This is a genomic window from Anaerolinea thermophila (assembly GCF_020723905.1).
GTDB lineage: Bacteria > Chloroflexota > Anaerolineae > Anaerolineales > Anaerolineaceae > Anaerolinea > Anaerolinea thermophila_A.
The window spans coordinates 163,106-177,474 of the sequence record NZ_DYHZ01000003.1 but is presented as its reverse complement, the minus strand read 5'-3'; the positions used below and the strand labels follow the sequence as shown (position 1 = coordinate 177,474).

Here is a 14,369-nt window from a genome sequence, read left to right as displayed (position 1 = left end):
TTCGATTCCCACGATTAAGCATTTGTGTCTAAACAGGCGAGCAACTGTGGCATTCCATACTCGCCCATCCCAACCAAACGGGTGGTTATTTTCAGAAACCGGGGATGGGTTAGCATTACCCCCGATGGAATTACAATTCCCTATTCCTCGACCACCAGGGGATCCCATGTCCGAAGGGACAGTTCCATCCCTTACACAGGCATGAATGTCTCCTACCCATTTATTCTTTTCAGCAAATCGGAAATCATCTTTTGGTTTTTTTCCAGTTCACACCTCCAGATTTGTAAGACTTCTTCTCCTTGCCCAGTTAAACGATAGATCCTTCTAGGAGGACCCTGAGTCTGATCAATGTCCCAATCGGACTGGACCCATCCCAGCCTTTCCATCTCGCGCAAAGTCCGATAAACGACGCTTGGATGGATTGTGGACATCCCCAGGGTTTCTATCTCACCAAGCAGGGTGTAGCCATGCCGTGGCTGCTCTTTCAGCAGGATAAGCAATGCCGGTTCGAGGATTGAAATTGTGAGTGGAGAATGATGTCCTCCATAATTGGAGCCCTCTCCCATTAACCAACCTCTTCCATGTCTTGGCATCATTCCTTCTCCTCCAATCTTGTTCTATCATCCAGATATAATGATAGCATACTATTCTATTTGTGTCAATAGATTTTAAGAGAATATTCTATAAACAAATTTCCCCTTGATCAGAAAAGATCAAGGGGAAATTCTTTACCAGACTTTAACACCAAAGAATGCAGTGATAAATTTCACCGAAACGTAGAGGAAGTAAACGCCAAAGATTAACTTGAGCGTGTTTGGTTTGAAGCGTTTGATCACGGCTGCGCCCACCTGTGCGCCAATAACCGTGCCAGCCGCCAACAGCAGTCCGACTGCCAGGTCCACAAAACCGCCTGCCAGTTTTAGTCCGCCACCAATCACAGCAAGGGGAATCATAGTTGCCAGGGAAGTTCCCATGGTGATATAAACCGGCGCACCAAACAGATAAATTAACCCTGGAACAAGAGCATAACCGCCTCCTAATCCCGCAACGCCGGTTGCCAATCCCACTACCAGACCAAACACTCCCAGTCCGGTAGCAGAGGCATTGATTTTATTGCCTTCTTTTTGAGGAAGTCCGGAGTGGCGAATACCTTCCCAGATCATGCGCAGAGCAGGCCAGAGGAAAAGGATTCCCAGGATCAATCCAAGTAAGGCAGATTGACTGGAGAGAAAAGTAAACAACCATGAGCCTATTACAACCCCAATGATCCCGGCTCCACCCAGCCAAGCAACAGCCCGCTTGTCCAGGTTTCCTCGCACCAGATGCCCGTATCCTCCGGAAATCGCAGTAAAAATAACCGCAAACAGGGTAGTACCCACAGCAATTGGAGCAGGATATCCCATCCAGAAGTGCAGTACCGGTAACATCACGCTGCAACCGCCAGTACCAATAATTCCACCTAAAACCCCAGCAAGAAAGCCCACTATGATCAAAATGATCATACGGAACGGAGTCAATTCAGGTACTCCCACGGGAGCCGCATATTGTCCCAGACCAAAATATATCGCGGCAACCAGCGCAATCACAAGCAAAATCACCGCCGTTGGAATCTGTGTTTTTAACCAGTCTTTCATCTTAACCTCCTTCGTGATTGTAAATTGATCTGTATGAAAACTTCGTCGAGAATCAAAAAGCCGGGGGAGATAAATCCACGCAAGGGAGCATCTTGCATTTAATCAGGCACGTACAGGGTCTTTTTAAACTTCTATGCATTTTTTTCGTGCTCCAGAAAATTGAATAACCCACCCTGCCAGTTTTCTTGTAAACAAAGCAGATATTTTTTGACACCAGGGGAAGGGATGAAATAATATTTTTTCCAGCCTTCGCGCTTTGCATTCACCAGTCCGGCCTGGCGTAAGCGCATCAGGTGTTGTGAAATGCAAGGCTGTCGGTGGTTTAATTTGCTCGAAAGTTCGCAAACACAGCAAGGCTGTTCAAGCAAACAAAACAGAATTTCCAGACGCAGTGGATTGCCAATCATCTGTAAAAATCTCGCAAGGTCAGCTATGTCGCGGGTGGAGGACAAATTTAGTTCCATAGGTTCCGTGGAATAACCAGAGCCAAAAACATTCAATGCTTTGCATGTATTTAATAATACATCAGTGTAAGGTTCTACAAAGTGAGTAACGACATGCTCAACAAGTGATTTATATAATTATTTTATGCGTTTTTCTGCATTTTTGCATTACTTTGTACTATAATTTTGGTAAATCTTTTACAAGGAGCAGTTTTATGGCGATCAAAACCGTAAGCGTTGATGCGGTTCAAATCTCGGGGTTCAAAATCGAAACAAGGTCAAGGCAACATGTTGCCATTGTTGATCAGCCGGTTACAGGTGGTGGGACGGATGCAGGTCCTACTCCTCTGGAATACTTATTTGTATCCCTGGCTGGTTGCATTATCACCATCGGACATATTATCGCCAAACAACGCCGGCTACCTGTGCGCAAAATCGAAGTTCATGTAGAAGGAGAACTGGATACAGATGTCTTGATGGGCAAAAACGTCGAAGCACGGGCGGGGTTCTCCGGTATCCGTGTTCACGTGAATTTTGATGCCGACATGACCCAGGAGGAGAAAGAGCAATTATTGCGCGAAATTGATGCTCGATGTCCAATTTCAGATAATATCCACAATTTAACCCCCATCGAATTGATTGTAGAGCGAAGACCTGTAAATGAATCTGTTGGATTCAGCAATTGACAACAAAAACACTCGTGCCGAAGTGCTGGTAGCCCGGAAACTGCGCGAATTGCGCACTCGCAAAGGCCTATCATTGCGCGCGCTGGCGGATCGGAGCGGGCTGAATGTCAATACCCTCAGCCTGATAGAGAATGGTAAATCGTCCCCTTCGGTCAGCACGCTTCAGCAGTTAGCCCTGGCACTGGAAGTGCCCATTGTCACTTTCTTTGAATCAGAGCCGGTAGAAAAGCGAGTTGTTTTCACACCCGCAGATCAACGTCCTCTGGCTGCCTTTGGAAGAACGCAGATGGAAAACCTGGGCAAAGACCTGGCGGGTAACGTTGTTCAACCTTTTGTGGTGACTTTGAAACCGGGCACAGGTAGTGGAGACCGGATGATCGTCCACACCGGACATGAATTTGTCTATTGCCTTAGCGGGACCATTCGGTACCAGATTGAGCAAGAGGAATACACATTAAAACCCGGCGACAGCCTGGTTTTTGAAGCGCACCTGCCACACTGTTGGGAAAATAGCAGCGAAGACACTGCTCAAATCTTACTCATCTTTTACCCATCAGATGTTCGTGAAGAGCCAGGTGGGCGGCACTTCTCACTTGAGTCAATGAACAAGGAGTCGACCATGAAAATTGCAGTGATTACCGATGACGGCAAGACCATCAGCAAGCACTTTGGCCGCGCTCAGTACTATCTGGTACTGACCATTGAGGAAGGGAAAATTGTGAACCGCGAAATGCGGGAAAAATTAGGACACCGGCAATTCAGCGCAGAGCACCAGAATCAAGAAGAACAACCTTCTAATGCAGGTCATGGAACAGATTCCAATTCTCATCTCAAGCATATTAGCATGGCAGAAGCCATTTCAGATTGCCAGGTGTTAATTTGCGGCGGTATGGGAATGGGGGCATTCAACAGCATACGCCAGCTCAATATCCAACCTTTTATAACCGATCTGCGAGAAGTAGATGAAGCCGTACAGGCTTATCTGGATGGTACGCTTGCCAACCACCTGGAGATGCTCCACTGAACCAATTTCAGGCTTCTCATCGGGCAAGGACAACCTGCCCGATTTTTTTGTCGATGACTGATCGGTGAGGAATATAGAGTATGTAAAAATTCTCCGAGAAAATTAATAAAGATATAATGACAGTCAACATGCATTTTCTGCTCATAGGAGATGAAGAAATTTCCCATTCCTCATTGTCCTGGAGGACCCGTTAAGACAGAATACTTTTTTCAAAACGGCTATCCAGAGAACTTTTTGCTTTTTAACACAGAAAAGGTGGTGTTTCGATGGAAATTTTTGATCGACTCATTGAGACAGTATCAGATGCCCGGGTCATCGGTGTAGAAGTCGGGCTTTTCTGGACGATGGTGATGATAGAACAGGAAGGGAAGGTCAAAAGCGGGCTTGCCGCCACACTTACAAACCCGGAGTGGGAGCATGCTCGTTATCCTGCTGTAGAGGAGGCCGGGCGGTTAGAGAATCGTTCTGCACTTGAACTGGCACATCTGGTTTATTCACAGAGCTACACTGAGACGGGAATCGGTCTGGCTACCATTAACGCCTTACTTCCACCAGTACATCATTTTGTAGATTTACCCGCTGAGGAGTATATTATCAGACACGGCAAAGATAAAAAAGTTGCCTTAATTGGACATTTTCCTTTTGTGTCTCAACTTAAAAATCAGGTAAAAGAATTATGGGTGCTGGAACTTCATCCACAGGGAGAGGACTTGCCCGCTTCCATGGCACCGGAAATTATCCCTCAGGCAGATATTCTGGCAATTACCGCCACCACGCTGATCAACCACACCTTTGAAAGTGTGTTCAACCTCCGCAAACAGGGGGCAAAGGTTCTTCTCCTGGGACCAAGCACCCCCCTTTCACCGCTCCTCTTTGATTTCGGCATTGACGTACTTTCAGGCAGCCTTGTGGAAAATTCGGAACGTATTCTGCCTCTGATTCGCCAGGGGGCAACGTTTCGGCAGATTCGTCCAAATGGGGTTCGGTTGGTCACAATCGAATCCTGAAGGTCGCACATGAACCCGGGCATGGAATGAACAGGAACATCACAACCGGGGAAATGATCTGGTAACAAAACAACTGAGTGGGGACTATCGAAAAAACATTAAGGTGGGTTGTTCCCCTTCAACGGAATAGGTGTCCGTTTTGCCCTGGGAGACTTCATAGATGCCCCCGTGATACCACAGACGCTCATAGGCATTAAAAGCATCGCGGTAGCAGCGCCTAGCTTTGGACGCTTCATCTACCATCTCCTGAGCAGCGTGTTGCGTTCTTCCCCAGACCACTTTGAAACCCAGATAGCAACGGGTGGCCCGATCTACAATGGTGAAGATGTAGATTGTTTTTTCTCCCCGATGAAAATGAATAGTTCATCCCATCCACATACATCTGAATGGCTCTCTGCCGCATCTCTTCCGGGTAAGCCCGTGACTTCGGTTCCGGTGTATATCGAATCTGGCAAAACATGCAGCGATAGCGTTGACTTTCGCTCTCTGTTTTCCCAGCCCGATTTTGTCGTTCTGTTCGATAGCATTTTGGGCACTCGATCATTCCTCTATCTTAACCCAGTTTTGATCCACTCCCCGTAAAAGCCCTTAAATCCTGACTCGCCGATTTTGCATTATAATCAGGCAAATTCTGGCAAATGGAGGTGCCCCTTATCGAAACATAATAAGATATTTATTTGTCGAAGATGGGATGTTTAAGCGCATGGATCTATCCGCAGGGGGTTGAGGATAGATTGACGAGGAAGAAGGTTCTCCATCGCAAGATGGAGCTAACCGGCAGAACAGCCGGGAAAATCGAGAGATCAGCGGAAGCCTTCCAGGAGGAATCCTGACATCCCCCCAATTAATCGTCTAATTTCTACGGCTTTCGGGTTTTCCTTGAAAGTAGGTCAATATTTTGATAGATCGAGACATTCAGGAGGTTCTCATGTGTGGAATCGTAGGGTACATCGGTGAGCAAAACGCCACACCGATCATCCTCAACGGACTGAAAAGACTGGAATACCGCGGATATGATTCCGCCGGATTAGCGGTAATGCAAAACGGAAAAATTGAGATTCGCCGAGAAGCAGGCAAACTCTCCAAACTGGCCGCTCTGCTTGAGAGTCAACCTGTATTTGGAAAGATGGGTATTGGACATACGCGCTGGGCAACTCACGGAGAGCCTTCCGCACGAAACGCTCATCCTCATCTGAGTTCAAATGGCGATTTTGTTGTGGTACATAACGGAATTGTGGAAAACTTTCTGGAACTTAAAGAAGAACTGTCTTCAGAAGGCGTTCAATTCCGGTCAGATACCGATACAGAAACCATTGTTCATCTTGTAGAACGATACTATTCCAATTCCTCCGGACTGGTAGAAGCCTCCAGGCAAGCCCTAAAGCAACTTAAAGGGGCACATGGCATTGTCATTATGTCATCCCGAGAGCCCGATAAAATCATTGCTGCCAGAATAGGGAATGCTGGCGGCGTGGTCATAGGGTTTGGCGAGGGTGAGATGTTCATTGCTTCAGACATCCCCGCCATTTTAGAACACACCCGACGGGTTATATTCCTTGAATCCGGGCAGATGGCCATTGTTACTCAGCATGATGTCAAGGTAGAGACCTTAAATGGGGAACGGGTAACCCCTCAGATTCATAATATTTCATGGGATCCTGTAGCAGCGGAGAAAGGCGAATACCGTCACTTCATGCAAAAGGAAATTCATGAACAAGTTCGTTCTCTCACAGATACCCTTGCAGGTAGAGTTGATTTCGATGAAGGACGCATTCATCTGGACACTCTCAACATAACCGCTGAAAAAGCCAGAAAGATTCAAAAAATAATCATCACTGCTTGCGGCACTGCGGCACATGCGGGAATGGTTGGAAAAGTCATGATTGAACGGATTGCTAAAATTCCTGTAGAAGTAGATATTGCTTCAGAATTTCGCTACCGTGATCCATTGGTAGACTCCAATACTGTTGTTTTAGCCATCAGTCAATCCGGCGAAACTGCCGACACCCTGGCGGCAATGGAAGAAGCCCGCAAAAAAGGCGCTATGCTCTGGTCCATCGTCAATGCAATTGGATCTCAAGCCATGCGTCTGGCAGATGGGTGTATCTCCATGCAGGTGGGTCCGGAAATTGGAGTTGCTTCAACCAAAGCATTCACTGCTCCTCTGGTTGATCTCTATATGCTGGCAGTTTTACTGGGCGACCTTCGTGGGGAATTGACTTCCAGAGAGAGAAAACGTCTGGTCACAGATTTATCTCTGATTCCCGACCTGGCAGGTAAATGTCTGGATCGAGAAGAAGAGATAAAGAAAGTTGCTTATGCCCTGAAGGACACCCATAATGCTCTCTATCTGGGCAGGGGCATTAACATGCCCATCGCCTATGAAGGCGCCCTCAAGTTAAAAGAAATTTCCTACATCCACGCTGAAGCGTATCCTGCAGGTGAAATGAAGCATGGGCCAATTGCCCTGGTGGACAAAAACATGCCTGTCATTGCCATTGCCCCGAGAGACCCCTGGTATGATAAAATGATCAGTCAGGTTGAACAGGTTAAAGCACGCGGGGGAATCGTTGTAGTCGTGGCAACAGACGGGGATGAGAAAGCGAGAGAACTGGCAGATTATGTTCTGTGGATCCCTGAAACCCCCTGGCTGCTCAGCCCTGTCATCACGGTGATTCCATTACAAATTCTTGCATATCATATTGCCACCTTGCGCGGTCTGGACGTCGATCAGCCGCGTAATCTGGCAAAATCGGTTACAGTGGAGTAGGATTTTCTGGCTTTTGCGGAGGAAGCCGGTAGGCGGTAGCCAGTCCGCCTACCGCTGTTTCTCTATACAAAGAAGGTAGATCATGACCGGTCTGCTTCATCACGCGTACGACCTCATCAAAAGATACGCGATGATTGCCATCGGAGTAACAAGCAAACGTGGCGCAATCTAGTGCCCGGGTTGCCGCAAAGACATTTCGTTCAATACAGGGTATTTGAACCAATCCATTCACCGGGTCACAGGTTAAACCCAGGTGATGTTCCAATCCCATTTCAGCGGCGTATTCGATCTGGCGAACTGAGCCACCCATCAATTGAGCCGCAGCAGCGGCTGCCATGGCACAGGCTGTCCCAATTTCCCCCTGACATCCTACTTCTGCCCCAGAAATGGAAGCGTTTTCTTTGACCAGATTACCGATTAAACCCGCAGTTGCCAGCGCCCTCAAGACCTGAGACTCCGTCGTAGGGATAGTATCTTCAATGTGTCTGATGACCGCAGGCAGGACCCCACTGGAACCGCATGTGGGCGCAGTAACGACCAGACCGCCTGCAGCGTTTTCCTCAGCAACTGCCAAAGCATATGCCGGGATGTAGCCTTCTTTGACCAGGTAACCGCCGCTTAAGGAAATTTTCCGATAAAAGGTCCACGCCCTGCGAGGAAGCCCCAATCCGCCAGGCAAAACGCCTTCTGTTTCAATGCCCCTCTGTATAGCCTGATGCATCACCTGATTCACTTCTCGAAGATAATCCCATATTCCCTCCCCCTCAACCTCTATAACATACTCCCAGAATGTCTTGCCATAACGAATGCACTCTTTCATTATCTCCTGGAGGGTAGTAAGAGGATAGATATCAGGGAAATCTTCTTCAGGTTCCCCTTCCACGCGCAAGGCACCCCCACCAATGCTGTAAACCACCCATCTGGACAGAATCGCATCGTCATCCCCTATGGCAAACCATTCCATCCCATTAGGATGTAGGGGAAGTTGTCGATCTGGAAACCATAAAATTTCCACAGGGAGAGGAGATAAAGCCTCCTGAATAGCAACATCTGTTAAGTGTCCCTTTCCTGTAGCAGCAAGGCTGGAATAAAGGACCACGCGAAATTTTCTGGCTTCAGGATTTCGTTGTTTAAAAATTTCCGCCGCCCGGCGAGGACCCATGGTATGACTGCTGGAGGGTCCGTGTCCAATACGATAGAGTTCCCGGATAGATTTCACAGTTTGCCTTCCTGAAAAAAGCAGTTCCTTGTCCAGAATCCTTTTAGAAAGACAACGTCAAATCAATAACATGGAGGTAAGGACCACCATGATTGACTCAAATGAGAATGGTAAAATTGTACTCCGAAACTCCAAGGAAAGGTCAGGGTAAATGAAATTATATTTCATCCGTCATGCTCAATCTGAAAACAATGCTCTCTATGAAAGAACAGGTTCAGAAAATGGACGTTCTGATGACCCTCGTTTAAGCGATTTAGGAAAGATACAAGCCCAACGGCTTGCCGAATTTTTGTATAGAGGCAGTGATCCTACTGAAAAAAACAATCAGGGCGGATTTCCCATCACACATCTTTACTGCAGTCCCATGTATAGAGCCATTGCTACAGGCACACAAATTTCTCAAGCCATTGGAAAGCCTCTAAGGGTGTGGAAAGACTGGCATGAATGCGGTGGAATGTATCTGACAAACCCGATTACCGGAGAAAAAGACCCTCGCCCGGGAATAAACCTTGCGCAGGTGCAGGAATGGTTCCCTGACCTGCTCACAGAAAATTATATTCATGAAAATGGCTGGTGGAATCGTGCTTTTGAGGAAGAAGGGGAAAGAGATGTGCGAGCACGAAGAGTGCTTAAAGAACTTCTGGAAAGACATGGAGGATCGGATGATTGCGTGGCTGTTGTCAGCCATGCCGGTTTTTATGTGCACTTCCTTGTTGCAGTGATGGGGCTGGAAGGACTTCGTCCCTTATGGTTTCGCCTGAATAATGCAGGCATCAGTCGCCTTGACTTTGAAGGCGATGAACCTGTTTTGGTGTTTCACAATTTTGTTTCTTATCTTCCCCCACACCTGCGTTCGGTTTAGAAATCCGCCAGTTGGTAATCTTCCAATGCCTGAAAGAAATGTTTCACCAGAAGGACCAAAGCAACTTGAGGGATTCCCGAACCTGTTGACACAATTTCTTCTTGAAGGATTTTGCGGCTTACAAACACCGGTATTTTCTGTAACAGTCCAAAGGGGGAAACTGAGCCAGTTATGTAGCCGGTAATTCTGAACACCTCATCCGGTGTCGCCGTAGTGATTCTTCTCACCCCTAATGTATCTCTCAAAGTCTTCCAATCCACATTATTTCCGGCCTGGGCAAGCACAAGAACGTAGTCTTTATCAGAGTACCGAAATACAAGGGAACGAATTATTTGAGAAATCGTTTGCCCACGAAAACGGGCTATCTCGTCCAGTGTTGTCAGATTCGTTGGATGAATAATGGTGGAAAATGGAATATTTTTTTGTCTCAGGTATTCAATCGCCGCAGAAGTTAATTGCATTGTCTACTTTTGAACAAATTTAGGGCGAATTCCCATAAAAATTCGGCCGCTGGATAGTGTCCGTAAAATCAGATCAGCGGGTTTACCAATCTCTTTGCTTAACTGAACAGGTGTCATAGGAGTATTTCCGCTGGCTAATAAGATTCGAAATACTGCGTCAACCAGAGAGGTGTGCTTATTAATAAAATCGGGTTGTCTGGCGCAATGCTGGATTAAGACATGTTGCAAACCATCCACAGAAAGGACTTCCCCAGTTTGTGGGTCAACCCAATCAATTTTTACGCTCTGATTTTGTTCAAACGCCGCCTGATGTTCCGGGCAAAGATATTCCTGCAGGAATACATTCGGATCCTGTCCCTGTTCACTCCACCAGTTGAAGTCAATGTAGAAAGGAGTATCCATTGTAGGTTTCATCAAGGTAAAGCGTTTGATTTCGGGCATGATTATTCCTCACTTTCTGAAATTTCAGCAAAGCGGAAATACAGATCTCCCAAATGGGTTGCCCAGGGACTTTCCAGCAAAATGCTCAAAATCAGTCCGGGGGGAACACGCTTGACCACATTGACCGCAGCGTACAGTTCCTGAGCGTGGACATGTCCTTGTGGGCTAAGTTTCGCCAATTCCCTCATCATGGCACGGGTAACATTTTTTAATGAACTTCGGTGTTTTGAACTTTGCCAAACCTGATCCAAAGCATTCTGATCGCTGATCACCAGTCCCATGCGTTCATCTACCAGCGTGCTGATATTGTGTTTCAGCATGGTGAAGACAATTCCCCCATCAGAACCAATCACAACAGTCCTCATCCACTCACGGGTCGGTCTCTTTCGATTGGCTCGGATAATCACCTCTCCGGCTTCTGCACCTCTGCGGATGGTAATTAAAGAGCCCGGAATACACTCATTTTTTAAGAACCAATCCCTCAAGCCGTACACATAGCGAAATGGACGTACCACCCATCCAGAGAATTTTTCTCCTCGTTGTTCGTCTACAAACGTAAACTGTACACGGGGGGACTCATAGGCAGTAGGGAAGAATCGATAAAATGCGTCACACAAAGGCAAAGTCCCGGAACGGAAGTGAGGATATAAGAGGGCAAGTGTTGCTTCTTCTTCTCCCACCTTAGGGCAGATTTGGGTGTCAAGTTCATCTACAACTGAACCCTCAAACTGCTCTAAAAGAGGAAGCACTTGCTGTTGATCATAAGGTTGTGGAGTATATTGAAGGTAGACCGGGGGAGTTTGAACGTCCTGCGGCTCCATACGCTTCAGGAACCAGAGAATTTTTCCCGCAGGACCAACTTCATCAAAGCGTTCATCTTCCTGCAATGCAAGGTTGAGCGAGAACTCGATCAGTTTCGGATTTACATCTTTGGGTAAATCCAATTGTTCCATAAGAACCCGAGTAGGAAGTGGGCCGCCCCCTTCCATTTCCAAAATGGCTTCAGCAAGATTCAAATGTCCTACATGAATATCTACCAGCAACGCCCGAGGGAACCATCTTCCTGCAATTCGGACCAGATCAGGATTAGAAGATAACTGTTCTTCAATCCGGCGCTGTAAAATTACCCCAAACTGACTGAAAACCGTTTTTTCGTCAAAGAGTGTGTCCTCATCTATCTGTACAGGAAGGTCATTCAAAGCATGGGCGTCCAATCCCATGGCAAAGGATTTCATTTCCCCGCTCTCCAGTTGCACTTCCATAACCTGAAATGGGGGTAATTCAGGGTTATACCCCGGGCGAATCTGGAGAACTTTTCCTTTTTCCCAATTCAATACCGGGAATTGTATAACCTGCCCTATAGAATAAACCTCTCTGGGGTAATAGATGGCACCTGCACTCTCTTGTTTTTTCCTGAGGGTTTCTTTCTCTCGACGAATGCGTTCTTTTACCAGAAGAGATACCAGTTCTTCCGTTGTCAAAGGAATTTCGGTTTCCAAAAGATAGTTATAAATAAATTCAAGGTCCTCTTCTTGAATTTTAAAGTCCTGCCAGTATCGTTCGATCAAACCTGTGGTATTTCCTTTCATGTTTCACCCGCATTCTTCGGAGTCGTTCCAATTATACTTTACATTTCAGGGAAAACTTTGTTCTAACCATTGTTGAGGGTTGACCTGAACCCCATTTGCCCATACTTCCCAATGGAGATGCGGTCCCGTAACCCTCCCCGTGCCTCCTATCAGCCCAATCAACTGTCCAGGCTCAACTTTGTCTCCTACCTTAACCAGAATTTCCTGCTGATGCCATATACCACTGAAAATTCCCCAGCCATGATCAATGATGGTAGATTTTCCTCTTACAGTTAAGTCTCCTGTATAAACAACCACACCAGCGGCTGGTGCACGAATATTTAAATTCGCGCAAACCCCGTAATCCAATCCTGTATGGAAATAGGTGTAAGGGCTACCATTATATGAACGACGATTACCATATCCGGAGCGGATGCAAACCGGCTCATCCACAGGTAAGGTAAACATACCTTGCCATAATTTTTGAGGTGTGACTTTTGAGACAATTTCCCGTATCAAGTCGTCTTCCGGTTTAGTGTTTTCGGGTGCTATCGTAGCCGGATCGACAGAGAGGGGTGGATCTTGAGGATAATACCCCGACATGAGAAGAATATCCTGTTGAAAACGAAGAACATTCCCATCTGAAGTTTGCACCTGGATACCAAAGGGAATCAATCCAGGTTCTGTCATGGCATGGATGCCCTGTATGGCAACCACCTCATTTTCCCCATTTGGGAAAAACTGAAGCGATCTGCCATTTAATGCACCCGAAATTTCCACCGGTTGAGATGTAGAAACGGTAACCACCACCGTACGTCCCTGAACAAGAGGTAACGGAGACAACACAACCGACTGCACAACAGGCATTAATGGATTAGGAGGCGGCACTTCTTCTTTCGAGGGTGAGTAGAGCATCTCCCCTGAAAGAATGATCTGTGGATTGTTTTGCTGATGCGCCAGAGCAATTGTCCAGGGATTCAAACTCTTTTCTGCTGCTACCTGAAGGAGACTGTGTTGAGGGGATAATTTTCCCAAACCCGCCATGTAAGAAGGCTGTTCTTCTTGAGGGATGATCAGGTTTGAACCCGCATATACTTCCGCCGGGCTGGTTATCTTGTTGAGTTTAATCAGTAAGTCTTTGGGGACATTTCGGAAACGCGCAAGATCATCCAACCCCAGACCTAAAGGGATGGATTCGGTGTTCAATATACCACTAACACCATTCAAACCTGGAATGACTATCTCCATACCTGCCTGTAGGACATCAGGATTGATTGAAGGATTCGCCGTAATCAGGTCATTCAATGAAATATTAAATCGAAGCGCAATGGTGTACATCGTATCGCCGGATTGAACAATATACACCGGTGCAGATGGAGTCTGGTCTTGCGCACTGACAGTAGAGACACTGAAAAGCAAGAGCAGGCTAATCAGAAAGAAGAGAGACAGTTTTTTAATGATCATACCGCTTCAAAAGAAATTTCATCACCGATATGAAAATGATTCAATTGAGAAGGGTGTATTTCAAGGATAAATCTGGCAGGGGCACAAGGTGTTAAATTGGACTGCCAGCGGTAAGCCATTTTTCGATCCACTACTTTCATGGCTGAATTAATCCAAACTGCGCCAATATCAAAGCGCATGAAAAACATATGAATTGAGGAACCAATGCGAGAATCTCTGGGTTCTACCAGAAGGAGACCTTCTGTATCCGTTAAGAAAGGCGAAAACATCAACCCTCTTAAACGACAAAAAAAGCGATCACAATACTTCGCTGTAATTTCCGGGGTGTATGGATGAGTATGATTAACAATTCGAACGTGCAACTAGGCTTTCACCTCTCGAAGAACTCGGTCTACGCTATCCAGTAACTCTTGAGGTCGGAAAGGTTTGCAAATGTAATCCTGTACTTTAGCAATGTGCAAACCAAGAACACGATCAATGTCCTGTGCCTTGGCTGTAATGACAATTACCGGTATGTTTTTCGTGGCAGGGTTGGCTTTCAACTGCTGGTACACTTCCCAGCCATCCATACCGGGCATCATCAAATCCAATAAAACCAGATCAGGAGGGGATTGGAAAATCAGGTCTAACCCCTTTTGTCCTCCATGCGCCCCCTTCACTTCAAAACCTCGCGGGGTTAAAATGCGTGTAACGAGGTCGATCAAATCCAGATCATCCTCTATGTACACCACCACAGTTTTCTTATTCTCTTCTTCCATAATACCCTCTTGACAATTAGTTTACCATAATG

The 14,369-nt window shown here is 46.5% G+C and carries 15 protein-coding genes; 5 read left to right on the top strand and 10 right to left on the bottom strand.

What is annotated here, in order from left to right; translation table 11 throughout:
• Positions 1-212 precede the first annotated feature (212 nt).
• From LHF31_RS05570 to LHF31_RS05560, 3 genes are all read right to left on the bottom strand, one after another.
• Positions 213-596 (bottom strand): PadR family transcriptional regulator, encoded by a 384-nt coding sequence (locus tag LHF31_RS05570; protein ID WP_298010169.1) that lies wholly within the window; start codon positions 594-596, stop codon positions 213-215.
• A gap of 132 nt (positions 597-728) precedes the next feature.
• Positions 729-1,634 carry a sulfite exporter TauE/SafE family protein gene (locus LHF31_RS05565; RefSeq protein WP_298010171.1) on the bottom strand — a complete coding sequence of 302 codons (906 nt, stop codon included), beginning with the start codon at positions 1,632-1,634 and terminating at the stop codon, positions 729-731.
• A 131-nt stretch (positions 1,635-1,765) separates the two neighbouring features.
• Positions 1,766-2,098 (bottom strand): helix-turn-helix transcriptional regulator, encoded by a 333-nt coding sequence (locus LHF31_RS05560; protein ID WP_303773789.1) that lies wholly within the window; start codon positions 2,096-2,098, stop codon positions 1,766-1,768.
• A 194-nt stretch (positions 2,099-2,292) separates the two neighbouring features.
• Here LHF31_RS05560 and LHF31_RS05555 point away from each other — a divergent pair, with 194 nt between their 5' ends.
• The 4 genes from LHF31_RS05555 (at position 2,293) to glmS (ending at position 7,564) form a co-directional block, all read left to right on the top strand.
• A complete protein-coding gene (locus LHF31_RS05555) occupies positions 2,293-2,763 on the top strand; it encodes an OsmC family protein (RefSeq protein ID WP_298010177.1) in 471 nt (156 codons plus the stop codon).
• The gene (locus tag LHF31_RS05550) at positions 2,738-3,787 is read left to right on the top strand and encodes a cupin domain-containing protein (RefSeq protein WP_298010179.1); all 1,050 of its coding nucleotides are present in this window, start codon (positions 2,738-2,740) and stop codon (positions 3,785-3,787) included. The genes LHF31_RS05555 and LHF31_RS05550 overlap by 26 nt, the downstream gene beginning before the upstream one ends.
• 266 nt (positions 3,788-4,053) lie before the next feature.
• Positions 4,054-4,794 carry a DUF364 domain-containing protein gene (locus LHF31_RS05545; protein ID WP_298010182.1) on the top strand — a complete coding sequence of 247 codons (741 nt, stop codon included), beginning with the start codon at positions 4,054-4,056 and terminating at the stop codon, positions 4,792-4,794.
• 928 nt (positions 4,795-5,722) lie between these two features.
• Positions 5,723-7,564 (top strand): glutamine--fructose-6-phosphate transaminase (isomerizing), encoded by a 1,842-nt coding sequence (gene glmS, locus LHF31_RS05540; RefSeq protein WP_298010184.1) that lies wholly within the window; start codon positions 5,723-5,725, stop codon positions 7,562-7,564.
• On the opposite strand, the gene LHF31_RS05535 is transcribed toward glmS, so the two are convergent.
• Entirely contained in the window at positions 7,551-8,783 is a 1,233-nt protein-coding gene (locus LHF31_RS05535; protein ID WP_298010186.1) for an L-serine ammonia-lyase, read from the bottom strand. The two genes, glmS and LHF31_RS05535, sit on opposite strands and share 14 nt — an antisense overlap.
• 151 nt (positions 8,784-8,934) lie before the next feature.
• Here LHF31_RS05535 and LHF31_RS05530 point away from each other — a divergent pair, with 151 nt between their 5' ends.
• Positions 8,935-9,645, top strand: a complete 711-nt coding sequence (locus LHF31_RS05530; RefSeq protein ID WP_298010189.1) for a histidine phosphatase family protein — start codon at positions 8,935-8,937, stop codon at positions 9,643-9,645.
• Here the strand turns inward: LHF31_RS05530 and LHF31_RS05525 are convergent.
• The 6 genes from LHF31_RS05525 to LHF31_RS05500 are packed head-to-tail and all read right to left on the bottom strand — an operon-like array spanning position 9,642 to position 14,337.
• Positions 9,642-10,106 (bottom strand): aminoacyl-tRNA deacylase, encoded by a 465-nt coding sequence (locus LHF31_RS05525; RefSeq protein ID WP_298010192.1) that lies wholly within the window; start codon positions 10,104-10,106, stop codon positions 9,642-9,644. The two genes, LHF31_RS05530 and LHF31_RS05525, sit on opposite strands and share 4 nt — an antisense overlap.
• Before the next feature lie 3 nt (positions 10,107-10,109).
• A complete protein-coding gene (locus tag LHF31_RS05520) occupies positions 10,110-10,547 on the bottom strand; it encodes a hypothetical protein (protein ID WP_298010195.1) in 438 nt (145 codons plus the stop codon).
• Between the two features lie 2 nt (positions 10,548-10,549).
• Entirely contained in the window at positions 10,550-12,136 is a 1,587-nt protein-coding gene (locus tag LHF31_RS05515; RefSeq protein WP_298010198.1) for a hypothetical protein, read from the bottom strand.
• A 45-nt stretch (positions 12,137-12,181) separates the two neighbouring features.
• The gene (locus tag LHF31_RS05510) at positions 12,182-13,579 is read right to left on the bottom strand and encodes a peptidoglycan DD-metalloendopeptidase family protein (protein WP_298010201.1); all 1,398 of its coding nucleotides are present in this window, start codon (positions 13,577-13,579) and stop codon (positions 12,182-12,184) included.
• Positions 13,576-13,941, bottom strand: a complete 366-nt coding sequence (locus tag LHF31_RS05505; RefSeq protein ID WP_298010203.1) for a DUF192 domain-containing protein — start codon at positions 13,939-13,941, stop codon at positions 13,576-13,578. Before LHF31_RS05505 ends, LHF31_RS05510 begins: the two co-directional genes overlap by 4 nt.
• On the bottom strand, positions 13,942-14,337 hold the full coding sequence (locus LHF31_RS05500) for a response regulator transcription factor (protein ID WP_298010206.1): 396 nt from the start codon (positions 14,335-14,337) through the stop codon (positions 13,942-13,944).
• Positions 14,338-14,369 lie beyond the last annotated feature (32 nt).